Source organism: Pseudomonas sp. GL_117 (assembly GCF_057835125.1).
Genome location: NZ_CM174418.1, coordinates 1,302,859 through 1,323,308, shown reverse-complemented (window position 1 = coordinate 1,323,308; position 20,450 = coordinate 1,302,859). Strand labels below are relative to the sequence as shown.

Sequence of the window (20,450 nt, the reverse complement as noted above, 5' to 3'; positions counted from 1 at the left end):
CTTGCCCCGCGCTGGGGGGCGAAGCCGCCCCAAATCCAACCGCCTCCATTTTACTGATACACCGAGGTGCCTGGGTTTAGGGCGGCTTCGCCCCCCAGCGCGGGGCAAGCCCGCTCACTACAGGCATTTTCCGCCCATAAAAAAACGGCCTTCTCAGGCCGTTTTTTTGTACCTCAAATCTGGCTTACAGCTTGCCAGCGTTCTCGGTCAGGTAAGCCGCAACGCCTTCTGGCGAAGCGTTCATGCCTTTGTCGCCTTTTTTCCAGTTGGCAGGGCAGACTTCGCCGTGCTCTTCGTGGAATTGCAGGGCGTCGACCAGGCGGATCAGCTCTTCCATGTTACGGCCCAGCGGCAGGTCGTTGATGATCTGGGAGCGCACAACGCCCTTGTCATCGATCAGGAACGCGCCACGGAAAGCCACGCCGCCTTCGGACTCAACGTCGTAGGCCTTGGCGATGTCGTGCTTCATGTCGGCAGCCATGGTGTATTTGACTTTGCCGATGCCGCCATCATTGATGGCAGTGTTGCGCCAGGCGTTGTGGGTGAAATGGGAGTCGATGGAAACGGCAACCACTTCAACGTTACGCGCCTTGAAATCGTCCATGCGGTGGTCCAGAGCGATCAGCTCCGACGGGCAGACGAAGGTGAAGTCCAGCGGGTAGAAGAACACCAGGCCGTATTTGCCTTTGATGGCTTCAGACAGTTTGAAACTGTCTACGATTTCGCCATTGCCGAGGACGGCAGGTACATCGAAATCCGGGGCTTGTTTGCCGACGAGTACGCTCATTGGGTATCTCCTGATGTGAGGGTGACGATTGAAGTAAAAGGACCGGCCCAGTCTGGCGCCTGTAGGCGACAACCCTGTGACGCAGTCACGCTTCGTGAAGACCGACCATCATACACTGAAAAAACCGTTCGTCAGCGCAGGGGCAATACGCGCAAATACCCTACGAATCTACTTTGACAATCATTCTCGTTAACATTAAGATCCATCGCACTCAAGCCTTAAACCCGCGACGGTTCTCCCTTATGTATGTGTGCCTCTGTACTGGCGTCACCGACGGACAAATCCGCGAAGCAATCTACGAAGGTTGCTGCAGCTACAAGGAAGTGCGTGAAACCACCGGCGTTGCCAGCCAGTGCGGTAAATGTGCTTGCCTGGCCAAGCAAGTGGTACGGGAAACCCTGACGCAGCTGCAGACAGCCCAGGCCGCGCTCCCCTATTCAGCAGAATTTACACACGCTTAAATCGGCGTGTTTTAAAGAACCGGACTTAGTGTCCGGTTTTTTTATGCCCGCAATTCAATAAGTTAGCGCTAAGACGCGGAACACAAACATTCTTATTCCGATTAATTTTCATTTATTATTCAATAACTTAGGTTTGACACTAAGGTTTTCGCCGCTCAAACTCCGCCCTATATACAGCTATTACAGGGCAGGACCCCAGTCATGAAAGGCGACATCTCAGTCATCCAGCAACTCAACAAAATCCTTGCCAATGAACTGGTCGCGATCAATCAGTACTTCCTGCATGCACGCATGTTTGACGATTGGGGCCTGGAAAAGCTGGGCAAGCGTGAATACAAAGAATCGATCAAAGCCATGAAGGACGCCGACGCGCTGATCAAGCGCATCCTGTTCCTCGAAGGCCTGCCGAACGTGCAGGACCTGGGCAAGCTGAGCATCGGCGAGCACACCCAGGAAATGATCAACAGCGACCTGAAATTCGAGCAAAAGAGCCACAGCGACCTCAAGGCCGCCATCGCTCACTGCGAAACCAAAGGCGACTTCGGCAGCCGTGAGCTGCTGGAAGATATTCTGGAAGACCAGGAAGAACACATCGACTGGCTGGAAACCCAACTGGGCCTGATCGACAAAGTCAGCCTGGAAAACTACCTGCAATCGCAGATGGGCGAATAAGCCCCCGGTACGCAGGTATAAAAAAGCCCCGCTCTCTCACGAGAAGCGGGGCTTTTCATTGCAAGCGAATCAAGCGTCAGTCTTGGCCGCCGCGTTTGCCGCCGCTTCCTTGATCAGCGCTTGCAGCGAACCATCAGCCGCCATCTCAACGATGATGTCGCTACCGCCGACCAATTCACCGGCAACCCACAGTTGTGGGAACGTAGGCCAGTTGGCGTACTTGGGCAGGTTGGCACGGATTTCAGGGTTCTGCAGGATGTCCACGTAAGCGAATTTCTCGCCGCACGCCATGATCGCCTGGGAAGCCTTCGCGGAGAAACCGCACTGAGGAGCGTTTGGCGCGCCCTTCATGTAAAGCAGAATGGTGTTGTTGGCAATCTGCTCTTTGATCGTTTCGATGATATCCATGGAACACCTCGGCTGGAACTTTGCGACTCACAGGTCGGCACGGTGGCGCATTGTAACGCAAAATTCCAGCGCGGTGCTCAGGCGGCTGCGACCTGAACCGGAACGCCGTTGAGCGCAGCGTTGCCCGACAACTCGTCCAATTGCCGCTCGTCGGTCAAGTCGTTCGCACTCGCCCCCGGCTGCCCACTTGCAATGCTCATCTGCACACCCGGACGGCCATGGCCCCAACCGTGGGGCAGGCTGACTACACCGGGCATCATATCCAGGCTGGCCAGTACTTCCACTTCGATCATGCCGATGCGCGAACTCACTCGCACGCGCTGGCCATCGCTCAATTGCCGACTGGCCAGATCGTCCGGGTGCATCAACAACTGATGACGGGGCTTGCCCTTCACCAAGCGGTGATAGTTATGCATCCAGGAGTTGTTGCTGCGCACGTGGCGACGACCGATCAACAACAACTCATCCGCCACAGGCAGCGGCTGCGCGGCAAAGCGCGCCAGATCGGCAAGGATCACCGCCGGTGCCGCCTGCACTTTGCCATCCGCCGTTTTCAAGCGCGCAACCAGATTGGCCTTGAGCGGCCCCAAGTCGACGCCATGGGGATGTTCCGCCAGCATCGCCACCGACAACTTGTGGCTCGACGCATCACCGTAAACCCCGGCACGCAACCCGAAATCGATCATCTGCGCCGGCGCCATGGTCGGCTTCAGCACTGCACCGGTCTGCGCGGCAAACGCCTCTGCCAGGCCTACGAAGATCTCCCAGTCATGCAGCGCCCCCGCCGGCTTGGGCAAGATCGCACGGTTGAAGCGGGTGACGTTACGCACCGCGAACATATTGAAGGTGGTGTCGTAGTGATCGTTCTCCAGTGCCGATGTAGACGGCAGGATCAAGTCGGCATATCGCGTGGTCTCGTTGATATAGAGATCGATGCTGACCATGAACTCCAGCCCATCCAGCGCCTGTTCCAACTGGCGGCCGTTGGGTGTCGACAACACCGGATTGCCGGCCACCGTGACCAATGCGCGGATTTGCCCTTCGCCCTCGGTAAGCATTTCTTCAGCCAGGGCCGACACCGGCAACTCGCCGCCATATTCCGGACGCCCGGACACCCGGCTCTGCCAGCGATTGAAATGCCCACCGCCTGTCGACGCCACCAGATCCACCGCCGGCGTGGTGCACACGGCGCCACCGGCACGGTCCAGGTTGCCAGTGACCAGGTTGATCAGTTGCACCAGCCAATGACACAAGGTGCCGAACGCCTGGGTGGAGACGCCCATGCGCCCGTAACACACCGCCTTGTCCGCCGCCGCAAAGTCCCGCGCGAGCTGGCGAATCTGCGCGGCCGGCACTGCACATTGGCGACTCATGGCCTCGGCGGTGAACCCGACGATTGCCTGGCGCACATCGTCCAGGCCAGCGACCGGCAGGTGACTGTCGCGAGTCAGGTTTTCACTGAACAAGGTGTTGAGCACCCCAAACAACAACGCCGCATCCCCGCCGGGGCGCACGAACAGGTGCTGATCGGCCATCGCCGCTGTCTCACTGCGCCGTGGGTCGACCACCACCACTTTGCCGCCACGGGCCTGGATGGCCTTGAGGCGCTTCTCCACATCGGGCACGGTCATGATGCTGCCGTTGGATGCCAATGGGTTGCCGCCGAGGATCAGCATGAAATCGGTGTGATCGATGTCCGGAATTGGCAGCAACAGGCCATGACCGTACATCAGGTGACTGGTGAGGTGGTGAGGCAACTGGTCCACCGAGGTCGCCGAGAAGCGGTTGCGCGTCTTCAACTGGCCCAGGAAGTAGTTGCTATGGGTCATCAGCCCATAGTTATGCACGCTGGGGTTGCCCTGGTACACCGCCACCGCATTCTGGCCGTGCCGGGCCTGGATACCCGCCAGGCGCTCGGCTACAAGGGCGAAGGCGTCTTCCCACGGGATTGGCTGCCATTCGCTGCCCACCCGCAACATAGGCTGGTGCAGGCGGTCCGGGTCATTCTGGATGTCCTGCAGTGCCACCGCCTTGGGGCAGATATGCCCGCGGCTGAACGTATCCAGCGCATCACCCTTGATCGAGGTGATCGCCAGGCTGCCGTCGTCGGCCTCGGTGGTTTCCAGGGTCAGGCCGCAGATGGCTTCACACAGATGGCAGGCACGGTGGTGGAGAGTCTTGGTCATGGCCAGTCTCTTTATAGGGGCTTTGACTCAACTATGAGCCGCCACCTGCAGGGGCGCCACCAACGTTCGCGGTGTGAATCGACGGGCATCAGGCCCGGCCATGGCTAAGAGTGAGCAAATGTTTCAGAAGCCCGCAAAGCATCGCTGAAACCGACGCAACCGGGCCCAAGCCCGCCGCCGCGCATTGCAAAAGGTTGCGACGCCAGTGTACAAATGGCCCGCTGCCGTATGGAATTCGTCTTCAAAAGCGCTCTCGCGCCCTTCTTGAACACCCCTAAAAACGTAGCCCTATTGGTAAGACGCGACATTTAATGTCAATATCGCGCCTTCCCCTATTTCGTCGCCCCGTGCGGCTTTCGCCGCAGGTCTCGCCCGTTGTCACAATAAACAAGGCTTTGAGTATCTGCGGTCTGTTGCAAAAAGGTAGTTAATGATGAGCGCAAGGCACTTTCTCTCTCTGATGGATTGCACGCCCGAAGAGCTGGTCAGCGTGATCCGTCGAGGCATTGAGCTTAAAGACCTGCGTAACCGCGGCGTACTGTTCGAGCCTTTGAAAAACCGCGTCCTCGGGATGATCTTCGAGAAATCGTCGACCCGCACCCGCCTGTCCTTCGAAGCCGGCATGATCCAGCTGGGTGGCCAAGCCATCTTCCTGTCACCGCGCGACACCCAACTGGGCCGTGGCGAGCCGATCAGCGATTGCGCGATCGTCATGTCGCGCATGCTTGATGCGGTGATGATCCGTACCTTCGCCCATAGCACCCTCACAGAATTTGCCGCCAACTCCCGCGTGCCCGTGATCAACGGCCTGTCCGACGACCTGCACCCGTGCCAGTTGCTGGCCGACATGCAAACCTTCCTTGAGCATCGCGGTTCGATCCAGGGCAAGACCGTGGCCTGGATCGGCGACGGCAACAACATGTGCAACAGCTATATAGAAGCGGCGATCCAGTTCGACTTCCAACTGCGCGTTGCCTGCCCGGAAGGGTACGAGCCTGACGCACGTTTCCTCGCACAGGCAGGTGAGCGCGTCACCGTCGTTCGTGACCCACGGGATGCCGTGATCGGCGCTCACCTGGTCAGCACCGACGTCTGGACCTCCATGGGCCAGGAAGACGAAACCGCCAAGCGCCTCGCGCTGTTCGCGCCGTTCCAGGTCACCCGTGCCCTGCTCGACCTGGCCGCGCCGGACGTGTTGTTCATGCACTGCCTGCCGGCCCACCGTGGCGAAGAAATCAGCCTCGACCTGCTTGACGATTCGCGCTCCGTCGCCTGGGACCAGGCCGAAAACCGCCTGCACGCGCAGAAAGCCCTGCTCGAATTCCTCGTCCCGCCTTCGTACCATCACGCATGAGCCATCCACTCCTGCTGAACCTGCGCAATCTGGCATGCGGCTATCAAGATCAACGGGTGGTGCAGAACCTCAACCTGCACCTCAATGCCGGTGACATCGGCTGCCTGCTGGGCTCCTCGGGCTGCGGCAAAACCACTACCCTGCGGGCGATAGCCGGTTTCGAGCCGGTGCACGAAGGTGAAATCAGCCTGGCCGGCGAAGTGATCTCCAGCGCCGGTTTCACCCTGGCGCCGGAGAAACGTCGTATCGGCATGGTGTTCCAGGACTACGCACTGTTTCCCCACCTCAGCGTGGCGGACAACATCGCGTTCGGCATCCGCAAGCATCCGAAAAAAGACCACGTGGTCGCCGAACTGCTGGAACTGGTCAACCTGAAGAACCTCGGCAAACGCTTCCCCCACGAGCTGTCCGGCGGCCAGCAGCAACGCGTTGCCCTCGCCCGCGCACTGGCGCCGGAGCCGCAACTGCTGCTGCTCGACGAACCCTTCTCCAACCTCGACGGCGAACTGCGGCGCAAGCTCAGCCATGAGGTGCGTGACATCCTCAAGGCCCGGGGCACCAGTGCGATTCTGGTCACCCACGACCAGGAAGAAGCGTTCGCCGTGAGCGACCAGGTCGGTGTATTCAAGGAAGGCCGCCTGGAGCAATGGGACACCCCCTACAACCTCTATCACGAGCCGCAGACCCCGTACGTCGCCAGTTTTATCGGCCAGGGGTATTTTATCCGCGGCCAATTGAGCACGCCGGAGTCGGTCAGCACCGAACTGGGTGAACTGCGCGGCAATCGCGCCTACACCTGGCCAACGGGTGGCGCGGTGGATGTTCTGCTGCGTCCGGATGACCTCGTGTATGCGCCGGACAGCGCGTTGAAAGCGCGCATCGTCGGCAAGACGTTCCTCGGTGCGTCGACCTTGTACCGACTGCAACTGCCGACGGGCGCGCAGCTGGAGTCGATCTTCCCGAGCCATGCGGACCATCAGATCGGCGCGGATGTAGGGATTCGGGTGGCGGCGGAACATCTGGTGCTGTTCCAGGCTTCGGGCAGCGTTGCGGCGCAGATTCCCCAATCCGAATCAGGCGTAAGACGCTACAGCCCGGCCACCTGAAGACACCGGCTCAAAAAAAGTGGGAGCGGGCTTGCTCGCGAATGCGGCTTATCAGTGATGACTGTATCGACTGAAACTCTGCATTCGCGAGCAAGCCCGCTCCCACATTTTGATCCAGGTACACCCCAGCGTAGGTTTACGCCCGGCCAATCGGCGCAAATTTGGCCTGGGTGTGCTCCGCCAGCACCGCCGCCGACAGTTCCACTTCAAGCCCCCGCCTCCCCGCACTGACAAAAATCGTCGCAAACGGCTGCGCCGTTTCATCGATAAACGTGCGTAAACGCTTCTTCTGCCCCAACGGGCTGATCCCCCCCAGCAGGTACCCGGTAGAGCGCTGCGCTGCCGCCGGGTCGGCCATTTCGACTTTTTTCACCCCCGCCGCCTGCGCCAGGGCCTTCAGGTCCAGACTTCCGACGACCGGCACCACCGCCACCAACAATTCACCCTTCTCGCTGCTGGCCAGCAAGGTCTTGAACACCTGCGCCGGATCAAGTCCCAACTTTTCCGCGGCTTCCAGGCCATAGGAAGCGGCCTTGGGGTCATGTTCATAACTGTGGATGTGATGTTCGGCGCGAACTTTTTTCAACAGGTCCAATGCAGGGGTCATGCTGGCTCCAAGCGTGGCAAACAGATCGCCAATTCTAGGCCAACCCCACGTAAAACGCTCTACTGCGCGCACTTTGGCAAACACACACAACGTTACAAGCGTGATCATTCATCAGGTCAATAGTTTGAAAGTGACCAATGGTTCACTTTCGACCTTTGACAGCAGTGATTCTTGTCTATATTTTTTCGTTTCCGAATACTGTAGGAATAGACCTGCAACATTCGAGCAGTAAGCCGTGTCCGGGATGGGGATCCTTGCCACGGTGAAAATCGCGCAACGCCCCGTTGAGGTCGTGCGCCAGACAAGAACAACAACTGAGGTTTTCCATGACAACTGCTCTTCAACAGCCTTCACTTTCGAGCCAATGCATGGCCGAATTCCTGGGCACTGCGCTTCTGATCTTCTTCGGTACAGGGTGTGTCGCTGCGCTCAAGGTCGCGGGTGCCAGCTTTGGTTTGTGGGAAATCAGCATTATCTGGGGGATCGGCGTCAGCATGGCGATCTACCTGAGCGCCGGTATTTCCGGGGCTCACCTCAACCCGGCGGTAAGTATCGCCCTGTGTATTTTCGCCGATTTCGAAAAGCGCAAACTGCCCTTCTACATCCTCGCCCAGATCGCCGGCGCCTTTTGCGCCGCGGCCTTGGTGTACACGCTCTACAGCAACCTGTTTTTCGATTACGAACAAACCCACCATATGGTGCGCGGCTCACAAGCCAGCCTGGAATTGGCCTCGGTGTTCTCCACCTACCCCCATGCGCTGCTGAGCACCGCCCAGGCGTTCCTGGTGGAAATGGTCATTACCGCGATCCTGATGGGCGTGATCATGGCCTTGACCGATGACAACAACGGCCTGCCACGCGGCCCGCTGGCCCCACTGCTGATCGGCCTGTTGATTGCGGTGATCGGCAGCGCCATGGGCCCACTGACCGGTTTCGCGATGAACCCGGCGCGGGATCTGGGGCCCAAGCTGATGACCTTTTTCGCTGGCTGGGGTGAAATAGCCTTCACCGGCGGCCGCGACATTCCTTATTTCCTGGTGCCGATTTTCGGCCCGATCGTGGGTGCATGCCTCGGCGCCGCGGCCTATCGCGGGCTGATTGCCCGCCATCTGCCGAGCGCCGCACCTGCTGCAGTTGAAGAAACACCTGACACGGCTGTCAACGGCAAGACCCGTATTTCCTGATAGCGCCAGCCTGGACCCACCTGCCCTTTTTGCGGCCCAGGCTGATTACCGATCTTCTTATTTTCCAAGGCATTCGACATGACCGACATTCAGAATAAGAACTACATCATCGCCCTTGACCAAGGCACCACCAGTTCGCGGGCGATCATCTTCGATCGTGACGCCAACGTGGTCTGCACCGCCCAGCGCGAATTCGCCCAGCACTACCCGCAAGCGGGCTGGGTCGAGCATGACCCGATGGAAATCTTCGCCACCCAGAGCGCGGTGATGGTCGAAGCCCTGGCCCAGGCCGGCCTGCACCATGATCAGGTCGCCGCGATCGGCATCACCAACCAGCGTGAAACCACCGTGGTGTGGGACAAGGTGACCGGTCGCCCGATCTACAACGCGATCGTCTGGCAATGCCGCCGCAGCACCGAGATCTGCCAACAACTCAAGCGCGACGGCCACGAGCAGTACATCAGCGACACCACCGGCCTGGTCACCGACCCGTACTTCTCCGGCACCAAGCTCAAGTGGATACTCGACAACGTCGAAGGCAGCCGCGAGCGCGCGCGCAACGGCGAACTGTTGTTCGGTACCATCGACAGCTGGCTGATCTGGAAATTTACCGGCGGCAAGACCCACGTCACCGACTACACCAACGCCTCGCGCACCATGCTCTTCAACATCCACACCCTGGAGTGGGATGCGAAGATGCTGGAGATCCTCGACATTCCGCGGGAAATGCTGCCCGAAGTTAAGTCGTCGTCGGAAATCTACGGCCGCACCAAAAGCGGCATCGCCATCGGCGGTATCGCCGGTGACCAGCAAGCCGCGCTGTTCGGCCAGATGTGCGTCGAAGCCGGCCAGGCCAAGAACACCTACGGCACGGGTTGCTTCCTGCTGATGAACACCGGCGACAAGGCGGTCAAATCCAAGCACGGCATGCTCACCACCATCGCTTGCGGTCCGCGTGGCGAAGTGGCCTACGCCCTCGAAGGCGCAGTCTTCAACGGCGGTTCCACCGTGCAGTGGCTGCGTGATGAGCTGAAAATCATCAATGACGCCCACGACACCGAATACTTCGCCGGCAAGGTCAAGGACAGCAACGGCGTGTATCTGGTGCCTGCGTTCACCGGCCTGGGCGCGCCGTACTGGGACCCGTATGCCCGTGGCGCACTGTTCGGCCTGACCCGTGGCGTACGCGTGGATCACATTATTCGTGCGGCCCTGGAGTCGATTGCCTACCAGACCCGTGACGTGCTCGACGCCATGCAACAGGACTCGGGCGAACGCCTCAAGGCCCTGCGCGTGGACGGCGGCGCGGTGGCCAACAACTTCCTGATGCAATTCCAGGCCGACATCCTCGGCACCCAGGTCGAGCGCCCGCAAATGCGCGAAACCACTGCACTCGGCGCGGCCTACCTGGCTGGCTTGGCGTGTGGTTTCTGGGGCAGCCTGGACGAGTTGCGCGGGAAGGCGGTGATCGAGCGCGAATTCGAACCGCAATTGGAAGAAAAGGAAAAAGAAAAGCTCTACGCCGGCTGGCAAAAAGCGGTCAGCCGCACCCGTGACTGGGAGCCCCACGAAGGCGCTGAATAAGCCAACATCCGGTTGTAACTGGCAGGGAGCAGATTCCTGCGTCATCATGGGCCACTTTTGTATGGCAGCCCAAAGGACGCCCAATGAATCTGCCTCCCCGCCAACAACAAATCCTCGAACTGGTCCGCGAACGCGGCTACGTCAGCATCGAGGAAATGGCGCAGCTATTCGTCGTCACCCCGCAAACCATCCGCCGCGATATCAACCAGCTGGCGGACGCCAATCTGCTGCGCCGCTACCACGGCGGCGCGGCCTATGACTCCAGTGTCGAAAACACCGCATACGCCATGCGAGCCGACCAGATGCGCGACGAGAAACAGCGCATCGGCGAAGCCATCGCCGCGCAGATCCCCGATCACGCCTCGTTGTTCATCAATATCGGCACCACCACCGAATCCATCGCCCGTGCGCTGCTCAACCACAGCCACCTGAAAATCATCACCAACAACCTCAACGTCGCCAGCATGCTCAGCGCGAAGGACGACTTCGATGTGCTACTGACCGGCGGTAATGTGCGCCGTGACGGTGGCGTGGTGGGTCAGGCCAGTGTGGATTTCATCAACCAGTTCAAGGTGGATTTCGCCTTGGTGGGCATCAGCGGCATCGATGAAGACGGCAGCCTGCTGGACTTTGACTATCAGGAAGTACGGGTTTCCCAGGCGATCATCGCCAATGCCCGTCAGGTGATCCTGGCGGCGGACTCCAGCAAATTCGGGCGCAATGCCATGATTCGCCTGGGGCCGATCAGCCTGGTGGATTGTTTGGTCACCGATCAGCAGCCGGTGCCAGCGTTGGTGCAGCTTTTGAATCAACACAAAGTCCGCCTGGAAGTCGTCTGACTGTAGTGAGCGGGCTTGCCCCGCGCTGGGGGGGCGAAGCCGCCCCAAATCCAACCGCCGCGGTCTTACTGATACACCGAGGTGCCTGGGTTTAGGGCGGCTTCGCCCCCCAGCGCGGGGCAAGCCCGCTCACTACACAAGTATCTCCACTCACCCATACATGTTCACAAATTTTCCTTTGCCTGTCCTTCGATGAGTTTTTTCAATCGAAGTTGACTGGCTGTGCCCGCGTTTATCAGCTACCATTTTCGCAAATGAACATTAATGTTCGAATTCCAAGATAAAAATCGCGAGGCCAGCCGATGAACCCTTCCACCTTGCCTGCCCCACCGCTTGCCGAAGTCTATGACGTGGCCGTTATCGGCGGCGGGATCAATGGCGTCGGTATTGCAGCAGACGCAGCCGGGCGCGGTTTGTCGGTATTCCTTTGCGAAAAGGACGACCTGGCCAGCCACACCTCTTCCGCCAGCAGCAAGCTGATCCACGGCGGCCTGCGCTACCTCGAACATTACGAATTCCGTCTGGTGCGCGAAGCCCTCGCCGAACGTGAAGTGCTGCTGGCCAAGGCGCCGCACATCGTCAAGCAAATGCGCTTCGTGCTACCGCACCGCCCACACCTGCGTCCGGCCTGGATGATTCGCGCGGGCCTGTTCCTCTACGATCACCTGGGCAAGCGTGAAAAGCTGGCAGGTTCGAAAAGCCTCAAGTTCGGCCCGGACAGCCCGCTGAAAAGCGAAATCACCAAAGGCTTCGAATACTCCGACTGCTGGGTCGATGACGCCCGCCTCGTAGTCCTGAACGCCATGGCCGCCCGCGAAAAAGGCGCGCACATCCACACCCAGACCCGTTGCATCAGCGCACACCGCAGCAACGGCATGTGGGAAATGAACATGGAACGCGCCGATGGCAGCCTGTTCTCGATCCGTGCCCGTGCACTGGTGAACGCGGCCGGCCCATGGGTCGCCAAGTTCATCAAGGATGACCTGAAGCTGGATTCGCCCTACGGCATCCGCCTGATCCAGGGCAGCCACCTGATCGTGCCGAAACTCTACGAAGGCGCCCACGCGCACATCCTGCAGAACGAAGACCAGCGCATCGTCTTCACCATTCCGTACCTCAACCACCTGACCATCATCGGCACCACCGACCGCGAATACACCGGCGACCCGGCTGCAGTTGCGATCACCGAAGGTGAAACCGACTACATGCTCAAGGTGGTCAACGCCCACTTCAAGCAACAGCTGAGCCGCGATGACATCGTCCACACCTACTCCGGTGTGCGCCCGCTGTGCAACGATGAGTCGGACAACCCGTCGGCCATCACCCGCGACTACACCCTGGCGTTGTCCGGCGGCACGGGCGAGGCGCCGATCCTGTCGGTGTTCGGTGGCAAGCTGACCACCTACCGCAAGCTCGCCGAATCGGCGATGGCGCAACTGGCCCCGTACTTCACCCAGATGCGTCCGAGCTGGACCGCCAAGGCCAGCCTGCCCGGCGGCGAAGACATGACCACGCCAGAAGCGCTGGCCGAAGCGATTCGCCAGAAGTTCGAATGGGTACCGAGCGAAATCGCACGCCGCTGGTCCACCACCTACGGCAGCCGCACCTGGCGCCTGCTGGAAGGCGTACAGTCGCTGGCCGACCTGGGCGAACACCTGGGTGGTGGCCTGTACACCCGCGAAGTCGACTACCTGTGCACCGAAGAATGGGCGACCCAATCCCAGGACGTATTGTGGCGTCGCACCAAGCTTGGCCTGTTCACCACACCGGAAGAACACGCCAACGTGCAGCGTTACCTGTCCAAGGTTGAGCACAATCGCGGCAAGATCGAAGCGGCCTGACCGCTCAGTCTTGCAAAAAGCCCCTGTGCCGTGAGGTCCAGGGGCTTTTTTATGCCTGCCTTGCCATTCGGTTTTCCGAACGCCAACCCCATGGCTATTCGGTTTGCCGGACCAAACCTAAGAAAATTCGCTACCAACCAAACTTAATCACCATATAAATCAACTGCTTAACCTTTAAGTACTGGTCTGGCACGACTCATGCTCTACACTCCATGACGATTGCCTGAGACGCCTCAGGAGCCGTTACGGGCATTCGCTGTACAAGAGAGCCGTCTAGCCGGCTTCATAAAAAAAACAAATGTCGAGGAAGTATTGATGCGCATCGTTCCCCATATCCTGGGCGCAGCTATCGCTGCTGCTCTGATCAGCACTCCAGTATTCGCCGCCGAACTCACCGGCACGCTGAAAAAAATCAACGACTCCGGCACCATCACCCTCGGGCACCGCGACAGTTCCATTCCGTTTTCCTACATCGCGGATGGTTCGGGCAAGCCAGTGGGCTACTCCCACGACATTCAGTTGGCCATCGTCGAAGCCCTGAAGAAAGACCTCAACAAACCCGATCTGCAGGCCAAATACAACCTGGTCACATCGCAGACCCGTATTCCATTGGTTCAGAACGGCACCGTCGATATCGAGTGCGGTTCCACCACCAACAACGCCGAACGCGCCCAGCAAGTTGACTTCACCATCAACATGTTTGAAATCGGCACCCGCCTGCTGGTCAAGAAAGACAAGGACGGCAAACCGTCCTACAGCGACTTTGCCGACCTGAAAGGCAAGAACGTCGTGACCACCGCCGGCACCACGTCCGAGCGCATCATCAAGGCGATGAACGCCGACAAGCAGATGGGCATGAACATCATCTCCGCCAAAGACCACGGCGAATCCTTCCAGATGCTGGAAAGCGGCCGTGCCGTAGCGTTCATGATGGACGACGCACTGCTGGCCGGTGAAGAAGCCAAGGCCAAGAAGCCGGACGACTGGGTCATCACCGGTACTCCGCAGTCTTTCGAAGCCTACGCGTGCATGGTGCGTAAAGACGACCCAGCCTTCAAAAAGGCCGTGGATGACGCCATCGTCGGCCTGTACAAGTCCGGCGAAATCAACAAGATCTACGCCAAGTGGTTCGAAAGCCCGATCCCACCAAAAGGCCTGAACCTCAACTTCCCGATGAGCGACAAGGTCAAGGAACTGATCAAGAACCCGACCGACAAGCCGGCTCCGGAAGTAAAGATCTAAAACCTGACTAACCTTATCTCCTGAGGGAGCCAACCCTCCCTCAGGCGTCTGTTACTACCTGCTGGCTTTTATTTGGAACACTCGACCTGGCGGTTTTCGAGCCGATCTTGTGTGCCTGGCGTTCACCGCCGGGCGGGAATGGATTTTCCCCAAGCGGGTGCTTGTACATCGATCGACTTCGAGGGGAGACCCTAATGAATTACAACTGGGACTGGGGCGTGTTCTTCAAGTCCACCGGCGTGGGCGGCGAGACCTATCTCGACTGGTACATCGCCGGCTTGGGCTGGACCATCGCCATCGCTGTCGTGGCATGGATTATCGCCTTGCTGCTGGGCTCCATTCTGGGGGTCATGCGCACCGTGCCAAACCGCATCGTATCGGGCATCGCGACCTGCTACGTGGAACTGTTTCGTAACGTGCCGCTGCTGGTGCAGCTGTTCATCTGGTACTTCCTGATCCCCGACCTGTTGCCGCAAAACCTGCAGGACTGGTACAAGCAAGACCTCAACCCGACCACCTCGGCCTACCTGAGCGTCGTGGTGTGCCTGGGCCTGTTCACCGCAGCGCGGGTGTGCGAGCAAGTGCGGACCGGTATCCAGGCGCTGCCACGCGGCCAGGAATCCGCCGCGCGCGCCATGGGCTTCAAGCTGCCGCAGATCTACTGGAACGTGCTGCTGCCCCAGGCCTACCGGATCATCATTCCGCCGCTCACCTCGGAATTCCTCAACGTCTTCAAGAACTCCTCCGTGGCGTCCTTGATCGGCCTGATGGAACTGCTGGCGCAAACCAAGCAGACCGCCGAGTTCTCGGCCAACCTGTTTGAAGCCTTCACCCTGGCTACGCTGATCTACTTCACCCTGAACATGAGCCTGATGTTGCTCATGCGCATGGTCGAGAAGAAAGTCGCGGTGCCCGGCCTGATCTCCGTGGGGGGTAAATAATGGAACTCGATTTCAGCGGCATCATCCCCGCCATCCCAGGCCTGTGGAACGGCATGGTCATGACCTTGAAGTTGATGGTCATGGGCGTGGTCGGCGGCATCGCCCTTGGTACGGTCCTGGCGTTGATGCGCCTGTCGTCCAGCAAGCTGCTGTCGCGCCTGGCCGGCGCTTATGTGAACTACTTCCGTTCGATCCCGTTGCTGTTGGTGATCACCTGGTTCTACCTGGCGGTGCCGTTCGTGCTGCGCTGGATCACCGGCGAAGACACCCCGATCGGCGCGTTCACCTCCTGCGTCGTGGCCTTCATGATGTTCGAAGCCGCGTACTTCTGTGAAATCGTGCGGGCCGGCGTGCAGTCGATCCCCAAGGGCCAGATGGGTGCGGCGCAAGCGATGGGCATGACCTATGGTCAGACCATGCGCCTGATCATCCTGCCCCAGGCGTTCCGCAAGATGACCCCGTTGCTGCTGCAACAGTCGATCATCCTGTTCCAGGACACTTCGCTGGTCTACACCGTGGGCCTGGTGGACTTCCTCAACTCCGCCCGCTCCAACGGCGACATCATCGGCCGCTCCAATGAGTTCCTGATCTTCGCCGGTGTCGTCTACTTCATCATCAGCTTTTCCGCCTCGCTGCTGGTCAAGCGTCTGCAAAAAAGGTTTGCCGTATGATCTCTATCAAGAACATCAACAAGTGGTATGGCGACTTCCAGGTGCTGACCGATTGCAGCACCGAGGTTAAAAAAGGCGAAGTGATCGTGGTGTGCGGGCCATCCGGCTCGGGCAAATCCACCCTGATCAAGTGCGTCAACGCGCTGGAACCGTTCCAGAAGGGCGACATCATCGTGGACGGCACCTCCATCGCCGACCCGAAGACCAACCTGCCGAAGCTGCGTTCGCGAGTGGGCATGGTGTTCCAGCACTTCGAGCTGTTCCCGCACCTGACCATCACCGAAAACCTGACCATCGCGCAGATCAAGGTGCTGGGCCGCAGCAAGGAAGAAGCCACCAAGAAAGGCCTGCAGTTGCTTGAGCGCGTCGGCCTGTCGGCACACGCCCACAAGCACCCTGGCCAACTCTCCGGCGGCCAGCAGCAACGTGTGGCGATTGCCCGCGCGCTGGCCATGGACCCGATCGTCATGCTGTTCGACGAACCGACCTCGGCCCTCGACCCGGAAATGGTCAACGAAGTACTCGACGTGATGGTGCAACTGGCCCAGGAAGGCATGACCATGATGTGCGTGACCCACGAAATGGGCTTTGCCCGCAAAGTGGCCGACCGCGTGATCTTCATGGACGCCGGCAAGATCATCGAAGACTGCAAGAAAGAAGAGTTCTTCGGCAACATCAGCGCCCGCTCCGAACGCGCGCAGCACTTCCTTGAGAAAATCCTGCAACACTAAAACCAACGCCGCGCGGGCTTTTTGTAGTGAGCGGGCTTGCCCCGCGCTGGGTGGCGAAGCCGCCCTAACCCAGTCACCGTATTTCTCCAGATAGAACTAGGGTGCCTGGTTTTGGGGCGGCTTCGCCCCCCAGCGCGGGGCAAGCCCGCTCACTACAGAAGCCTGCTCGCACTGCTGGTTGACCCAAGGCATCTGTGATGAAATGCGACCCCAATCAATATCGCGCCGCGCCGCCATCACTTGCCGTGAAGCCTCGTCTGATTCGCCAACTGTTCCTGCCGCCACTGATCATCATCCTGATGGTCGGCCTGGGTTATATCGGCTTCTGGGTCAGTGACTACTACGGCATCCGCACCCTCAGCGACACCGGCGAGCGCCAGTTGGAGCTGCATGCCCGTACCGTCGAAAGCGAACTGAGCAAATACACCTACCTGCCCAGCCTCCTGGAGCTGGAGTCCAGCGTCTCCAAGCTGCTGGCCGACCCGAACCAGGAAACCCGCAAGACCGTCAACGATTACCTCGAAGGCCTGAACCGACGCAGTCGCAGCCGGGCCATCTACGTGATGGACACCACCGGCCGCGTGCTGGCCACCAGTAACTGGCGCGATGCCGACAGTTACCAGGGTGAAGACCTGTCCTTCCGCGCCTATTTCCAGAACGCCGTGCGTGGCCAGCCCGGGCGCTTCTACGGCATCGGCAGCACCAACGGCGAACCCGGCTACTACCTGGCCCACGGCCTGGAAGAGCACGGCAAGATCATCGGCGTGGCCGTGGTCAAGGTGCGCCTCGAAGCACTCGAAGAACGCTGGCAACGCGCGCGGCTCGAAGCCTTCGTGAGCGACGAGAACGGCATCATCATTCTCTCCAGCGACCCGGCCCGCCGCCTCAAGGCCGTGCGTCCATTGAGCGATGACACCAAGGACCGCCTGGCCCACAGCCTGCAATATTACTGGGCCACGCTCAACGAGCTGGAACCCCTGGCCCGCGAGCGCCTGAACGAAAGCGCCGAGAAGCTCACCTTCCCGGCCAACAGTGAAGTGGTCAACGACGAGCAGGAAGTCAGCTACCTGGCGCAAACCCGCCCGCTCAACGACACCCCGTGGAACTTCACCCTGCTCACCCCGCTCAACGACCTGCGCCGCGCCGCGATCAACCAGGGCATCCTGGTGGCCGTCGCCTTTGGCCTGGTGGCATTCCTGCTGATTGCCTGGAACGAGCGGCGCAAGGTCATCGCCACCCGCCTCGCCGCCCGCGAAGCCTTGCAGGAAGCCAACAGCCAGCTGGAGCGAAGGATCGCCGAACGCACCGCCGACCTGCGCGCCAGCAACGAACGCCTCAAAGGCCAGATCCGCGAACGACGCCAGGCCGAGGAGACCTTGCGCCGCGCCCAGGATGAACTGGTGCAGGCCGGCAAACTGGCGGCCATCGGCCAGATGTCCACCAGCATCGCCCACGAACTGAACCAACCGCTGGCCGCGCTGCGTACCTTGTCCGGCAACACCGTGCGCTTCCTCGAACGCGGCGCCCTGGACACCGCCAGCGCCAACCTGCAAACCATCAACGAACTGATCGACCGCATGGGCCGCATCACCGCCAGCCTGCGCTCGTTTGCCCGACGCGGCGACGATCAGGGCGAAGCCAGCCTGAACAAGGCGGTGGACGCCGCGTTCCAGGTGCTCGGCCCACGCCTGGACAGCCTGCCGCTGACCGTGCACCGCGATTTTGCCCACGCCCAATTGCAGATCGACCAGACACGCCTGGAGCAGATCCTGGTCAACCTGATCGGCAACGCCGTCGACGCCATGCAAGCCCAGCCGGCCCCCGAACTGTGGCTGGAAGGCAGCAGCAGCGAGGGCAAATACCGCCTGCATGTGCGTGACAACGGCCACGGCATCGACCCCGAGGCCCGCAAGCATCTGTTCGAACCGTTCTTCACCACCAAACCCGGCGAGCAAGGCCTGGGCCTGGGCTTGACCCTGTCCGCCAGCCTCGCCGCGGCCACCGGCGGCAATCTTGCCGTGGAGCATCCGGTGGGTGGTGGTACCGCCTTTGTCCTGTGCCTGCCGCTGGTGGGTGCTCAAACAGCTGAGTCGACATGAATACCAACCCCGCAGACCTCACCGTCCTGATTGTCGAAGACGATCCCCATGTACTGCTCGGCTGCCAGCAGGCCCTGTCGCTGGAAGACATTCCCAGCATCGGCGTGGGCAGTGCCGAAGAAGCGCTCAAGCGCATCGACGAGAACTTTGCGGGTATCGTCATCAGCGACATTCGCCTGCCGGGCATCGACGGCCTGGAGTTGCTCACGCGCCTCAAGGCCCTGGATAAAAGCCTGCCGGTGGTGCTGATCACCGGACATGGCGACATCTCCATGGCGGTCGGTGCGATGCGCAACGGTGCCTACGATTTCATGGAGAAACCCTTCTCCCCGGAACGCCTGGTCGACGTCGCCCGCCGAGCCCTGGAGCAACGCGGGCTGGCGCGGGAAGTCTGGGCGCTGCGCCGCCAGTTGGCCGAGCGCGACTCCCTCGAAGGCCGCATCATCGGCCGCTCGCCGGCCATGCAGAACCTGCGCGAGCTGATCGCCAACGTTGCCGACACCTCGGCCAACGTGCTGATCGAAGGCGAGACCGGCACCGGCAAGGAACTGGTCGCCCGCTGCCTGCATGATTTCAGCCGCCGTCACGATCACCAGTTCGTCGCCCTCAACTGCGGCGGCCTGCCGGAGAACCTGTTCGAAAGCGAGATTTTCGGCCACGAGGCCAACGCGTTTACCGGCGCCGGCAAGCGCCGTATCGGCAAGATCGAACACGCCCACCAGGGCACGCTGTTCCTCGATGAAGTGGAAAGCATGCCGATCAACCTGCAAATCAAACTGCTGCGGGTGTTGCAGGAACGCACCCTCGAACGCCTGGGTTCAAACCAGAGCGTGGCAGTGGATTGCCGGGTGATCGCCGCGACCAAGTCCGACCTCGATGAACTGAGCCGCGCCAGCCAGTTCCGCAGCGACCTGTACTACCGCCTCAACGTGGTCACCCTGGAACTGCCGCCCCTGCGCGAACGTCGCGAAGACATCCTGCAATTGTTCGAACACTTCCTGCAGCAGTCGTCCCTGCGCTTCGACCGCGCGGTGCCGGAGCTGGACAACCAGACCCTGTCGAGCCTGATGAGCCACGACTGGCCGGGCAACGTGCGCGAACTGCGCAACGTCGCCGAACGCTTTGCCCTCGGCCTGCCCGCCTTCAAGAAAAGCGGCGCGGCCGGCAGCGGCCAGGGCCTGGCCTTTACCGAAGCGGTGGAAGCCTTCGAACGCAACCTGCTCAGCGACGCCCTGCAACGCAGTGGCGGCAACCTGACGCAAGCCAGCCAGGAACTGGGGATGGCCAAGACCACCCTGTTCGACAAGGTCAAAAAATACGGGTTGAGCCACTGATGGACCTGTTCCTCAAAGCCGCCCTTGGCGCGGCAGTCGTGTTGATCCTGGCCGCGCTGGCCAAGACCAGGAACTACTACATCGCCGGCCTGGTGCCGCTGTTCCCGACCTTTGCGCTGATCGCCCACTACATCGTCGGCAAAGGCCGCTCGGTGGAAGATTTGAAGACCACGATCCTGTTCGGGATATGGTCGATCATTCCGTACTTTGTGTATTTGGCGACGTTGTATGTGATGGTGGATCGGTTGCGGCTTGAAGCCTCGTTGGCCGTCGCGGCAGTTGCCTGGCTGATGGCCGCGACTGTGCTGGTCACTGTCTGGGTACGCCTGCACACCTGACACAACTCGGTTAAACATGTGGGAGCGGGCTTGCTCGCGAAAGCGGTGTGTCAGTCAAAGATATT

19 protein-coding genes are annotated in these 20,450 nt (G+C 60.3%); 15 read left to right on the top strand and 4 right to left on the bottom strand.

The genetic code is table 11. The features are described from left to right. Positions 1-184 precede the first annotated feature (184 nt). Entirely contained in the window at positions 185-787 is a 603-nt protein-coding gene (locus tag AC3ISR_RS05800) for a peroxiredoxin (protein WP_003172097.1), read from the bottom strand. 242 nt (positions 788-1,029) lie between these two features. Between AC3ISR_RS05800 and AC3ISR_RS05795 the strand changes: the two genes are divergently transcribed. Together AC3ISR_RS05795 and bfr are read left to right on the top strand one after the other, a co-directional pair. After that, entirely contained in the window at positions 1,030-1,248 is a 219-nt protein-coding gene (locus AC3ISR_RS05795; RefSeq protein WP_010564137.1) for a bacterioferritin-associated ferredoxin, read from the top strand. Positions 1,249-1,449: 201 nt separating this feature from the next. Further along, positions 1,450-1,920 (top strand): bacterioferritin, encoded by a 471-nt coding sequence (gene bfr, locus AC3ISR_RS05790; RefSeq protein ID WP_192297307.1) that lies wholly within the window; start codon positions 1,450-1,452, stop codon positions 1,918-1,920. 69 nt (positions 1,921-1,989) lie between these two features. Here bfr and grxD read toward each other — a convergent pair whose 3' ends face one another. Together grxD and AC3ISR_RS05780 are read right to left on the bottom strand one after the other, a co-directional pair. Then, positions 1,990-2,328, bottom strand: coding sequence for a Grx4 family monothiol glutaredoxin (grxD, locus tag AC3ISR_RS05785; protein WP_065906770.1), 339 nt, complete (start codon positions 2,326-2,328; stop codon positions 1,990-1,992). Between the two features lie 77 nt (positions 2,329-2,405). After that, complete coding sequence (locus tag AC3ISR_RS05780) at positions 2,406-4,514, bottom strand: molybdopterin oxidoreductase family protein (protein ID WP_192297308.1); 2,109 nt, start codon at positions 4,512-4,514, stop codon at positions 2,406-2,408. Between the two features lie 433 nt (positions 4,515-4,947). On the opposite strand from AC3ISR_RS05780, the gene argF reads away from it, so the two are divergent. Together argF and AC3ISR_RS05770 are read left to right on the top strand one after the other, a co-directional pair. Further along, entirely contained in the window at positions 4,948-5,868 is a 921-nt protein-coding gene (argF, locus tag AC3ISR_RS05775; RefSeq protein WP_192297309.1) for an ornithine carbamoyltransferase, read from the top strand. Beyond that, entirely contained in the window at positions 5,865-6,974 is a 1,110-nt protein-coding gene (locus AC3ISR_RS05770; RefSeq protein WP_463983310.1) for an ABC transporter ATP-binding protein, read from the top strand. Before argF ends, AC3ISR_RS05770 begins: the two co-directional genes overlap by 4 nt. A 136-nt stretch (positions 6,975-7,110) precedes the next feature. On the opposite strand, the gene ybaK is transcribed toward AC3ISR_RS05770, so the two are convergent. Further along, positions 7,111-7,581: a Cys-tRNA(Pro) deacylase gene (ybaK, locus tag AC3ISR_RS05765; protein WP_226455949.1), complete on the bottom strand. Its 471-nt coding sequence runs from the start codon at positions 7,579-7,581 to the stop codon at positions 7,111-7,113. A gap of 326 nt (positions 7,582-7,907) precedes the next feature. Here ybaK and AC3ISR_RS05760 point away from each other — a divergent pair, with 326 nt between their 5' ends. From AC3ISR_RS05760 to AC3ISR_RS05710, 11 genes are all read left to right on the top strand, one after another. Further along, positions 7,908-8,765 (top strand): MIP/aquaporin family protein, encoded by an 858-nt coding sequence (locus tag AC3ISR_RS05760; protein ID WP_192297312.1) that lies wholly within the window; start codon positions 7,908-7,910, stop codon positions 8,763-8,765. Between the two features lie 78 nt (positions 8,766-8,843). Beyond that, positions 8,844-10,349, top strand: a complete 1,506-nt coding sequence (gene glpK / locus AC3ISR_RS05755; RefSeq protein ID WP_192297313.1) for a glycerol kinase GlpK — start codon at positions 8,844-8,846, stop codon at positions 10,347-10,349. Between the two features lie 83 nt (positions 10,350-10,432). Continuing rightward, positions 10,433-11,188 carry a DeoR/GlpR family transcriptional regulator gene (locus AC3ISR_RS05750; protein ID WP_192297314.1) on the top strand — a complete coding sequence of 252 codons (756 nt, stop codon included), beginning with the start codon at positions 10,433-10,435 and terminating at the stop codon, positions 11,186-11,188. 302 nt (positions 11,189-11,490) lie between these two features. Further along, positions 11,491-13,029 carry a glycerol-3-phosphate dehydrogenase gene (gene glpD / locus AC3ISR_RS05745; protein ID WP_192297315.1) on the top strand — a complete coding sequence of 513 codons (1,539 nt, stop codon included), beginning with the start codon at positions 11,491-11,493 and terminating at the stop codon, positions 13,027-13,029. A 315-nt stretch (positions 13,030-13,344) separates the two neighbouring features. Beyond that, entirely contained in the window at positions 13,345-14,271 is a 927-nt protein-coding gene (locus tag AC3ISR_RS05740) for a glutamate/aspartate ABC transporter substrate-binding protein (RefSeq protein ID WP_192297316.1), read from the top strand. A 194-nt stretch (positions 14,272-14,465) separates the two neighbouring features. Next, positions 14,466-15,212, top strand: a complete 747-nt coding sequence (locus AC3ISR_RS05735; RefSeq protein WP_192297317.1) for an amino acid ABC transporter permease — start codon at positions 14,466-14,468, stop codon at positions 15,210-15,212. Continuing rightward, positions 15,212-15,883, top strand: coding sequence for an ABC transporter permease subunit (locus tag AC3ISR_RS05730; RefSeq protein ID WP_192297318.1), 672 nt, complete (start codon positions 15,212-15,214; stop codon positions 15,881-15,883). The genes AC3ISR_RS05735 and AC3ISR_RS05730 overlap by 1 nt, the downstream gene beginning before the upstream one ends. Then, complete coding sequence (locus AC3ISR_RS05725; RefSeq protein ID WP_463983309.1) at positions 15,880-16,614, top strand: amino acid ABC transporter ATP-binding protein; 735 nt, start codon at positions 15,880-15,882, stop codon at positions 16,612-16,614. The genes AC3ISR_RS05730 and AC3ISR_RS05725 overlap by 4 nt, the downstream gene beginning before the upstream one ends. Positions 16,615-16,811: 197 nt before the next feature. After that, entirely contained in the window at positions 16,812-18,713 is a 1,902-nt protein-coding gene (aauS, locus tag AC3ISR_RS05720; RefSeq protein ID WP_226455954.1) for a two-component sensor histidine kinase AauS, read from the top strand. Then, the gene (aauR, locus tag AC3ISR_RS05715) at positions 18,710-20,047 is read left to right on the top strand and encodes a two-component response regulator AauR (protein ID WP_192297321.1); all 1,338 of its coding nucleotides are present in this window, start codon (positions 18,710-18,712) and stop codon (positions 20,045-20,047) included. The genes aauS and aauR overlap by 4 nt, the downstream gene beginning before the upstream one ends. Beyond that, positions 20,047-20,385 carry a GlpM family protein gene (locus tag AC3ISR_RS05710; protein WP_489324593.1) on the top strand — a complete coding sequence of 113 codons (339 nt, stop codon included), beginning with the start codon at positions 20,047-20,049 and terminating at the stop codon, positions 20,383-20,385. The genes aauR and AC3ISR_RS05710 overlap by 1 nt, the downstream gene beginning before the upstream one ends. Positions 20,386-20,450: the final 65 nt, after the last annotated feature.

Excerpts from the sequence above, each read along its gene's own strand:
- AC3ISR_RS05800 (WP_003172097.1), bottom strand. The coding sequence starts at position 787 with ATGAGCGTACTCGTCGGCAAACAAGCCCCGGATTTCGATGTACCTGCC.
- AC3ISR_RS05795 (WP_010564137.1), top strand. The coding sequence starts at position 1,030 with ATGTATGTGTGCCTCTGTACTGGCGTCACCGACGGACAAATCCGCGAA.
- bfr (WP_192297307.1), top strand. The coding sequence starts at position 1,450 with ATGAAAGGCGACATCTCAGTCATCCAGCAACTCAACAAAATCCTTGCC.
- grxD (WP_065906770.1), bottom strand. The coding sequence starts at position 2,328 with ATGGATATCATCGAAACGATCAAAGAGCAGATTGCCAACAACACCATT.
- AC3ISR_RS05780 (WP_192297308.1), bottom strand. The coding sequence starts at position 4,514 with ATGACCAAGACTCTCCACCACCGTGCCTGCCATCTGTGTGAAGCCATC.
- argF (WP_192297309.1), top strand. The coding sequence starts at position 4,948 with ATGAGCGCAAGGCACTTTCTCTCTCTGATGGATTGCACGCCCGAAGAG.
- AC3ISR_RS05770 (WP_463983310.1), top strand. The coding sequence starts at position 5,865 with ATGAGCCATCCACTCCTGCTGAACCTGCGCAATCTGGCATGCGGCTAT.
- ybaK (WP_226455949.1), bottom strand. The coding sequence starts at position 7,581 with ATGACCCCTGCATTGGACCTGTTGAAAAAAGTTCGCGCCGAACATCAC.
- AC3ISR_RS05760 (WP_192297312.1), top strand. The coding sequence starts at position 7,908 with ATGACAACTGCTCTTCAACAGCCTTCACTTTCGAGCCAATGCATGGCC.
- glpK (WP_192297313.1), top strand. The coding sequence starts at position 8,844 with ATGACCGACATTCAGAATAAGAACTACATCATCGCCCTTGACCAAGGC.
- AC3ISR_RS05750 (WP_192297314.1), top strand. The coding sequence starts at position 10,433 with ATGAATCTGCCTCCCCGCCAACAACAAATCCTCGAACTGGTCCGCGAA.
- glpD (WP_192297315.1), top strand. The coding sequence starts at position 11,491 with ATGAACCCTTCCACCTTGCCTGCCCCACCGCTTGCCGAAGTCTATGAC.
- AC3ISR_RS05740 (WP_192297316.1), top strand. The coding sequence starts at position 13,345 with ATGCGCATCGTTCCCCATATCCTGGGCGCAGCTATCGCTGCTGCTCTG.
- AC3ISR_RS05735 (WP_192297317.1), top strand. The coding sequence starts at position 14,466 with ATGAATTACAACTGGGACTGGGGCGTGTTCTTCAAGTCCACCGGCGTG.
- AC3ISR_RS05730 (WP_192297318.1), top strand. The coding sequence starts at position 15,212 with ATGGAACTCGATTTCAGCGGCATCATCCCCGCCATCCCAGGCCTGTGG.
- AC3ISR_RS05725 (WP_463983309.1), top strand. The coding sequence starts at position 15,880 with ATGATCTCTATCAAGAACATCAACAAGTGGTATGGCGACTTCCAGGTG.
- aauS (WP_226455954.1), top strand. The coding sequence starts at position 16,812 with ATGAAATGCGACCCCAATCAATATCGCGCCGCGCCGCCATCACTTGCC.
- aauR (WP_192297321.1), top strand. The coding sequence starts at position 18,710 with ATGAATACCAACCCCGCAGACCTCACCGTCCTGATTGTCGAAGACGAT.
- AC3ISR_RS05710 (WP_489324593.1), top strand. The coding sequence starts at position 20,047 with ATGGACCTGTTCCTCAAAGCCGCCCTTGGCGCGGCAGTCGTGTTGATC.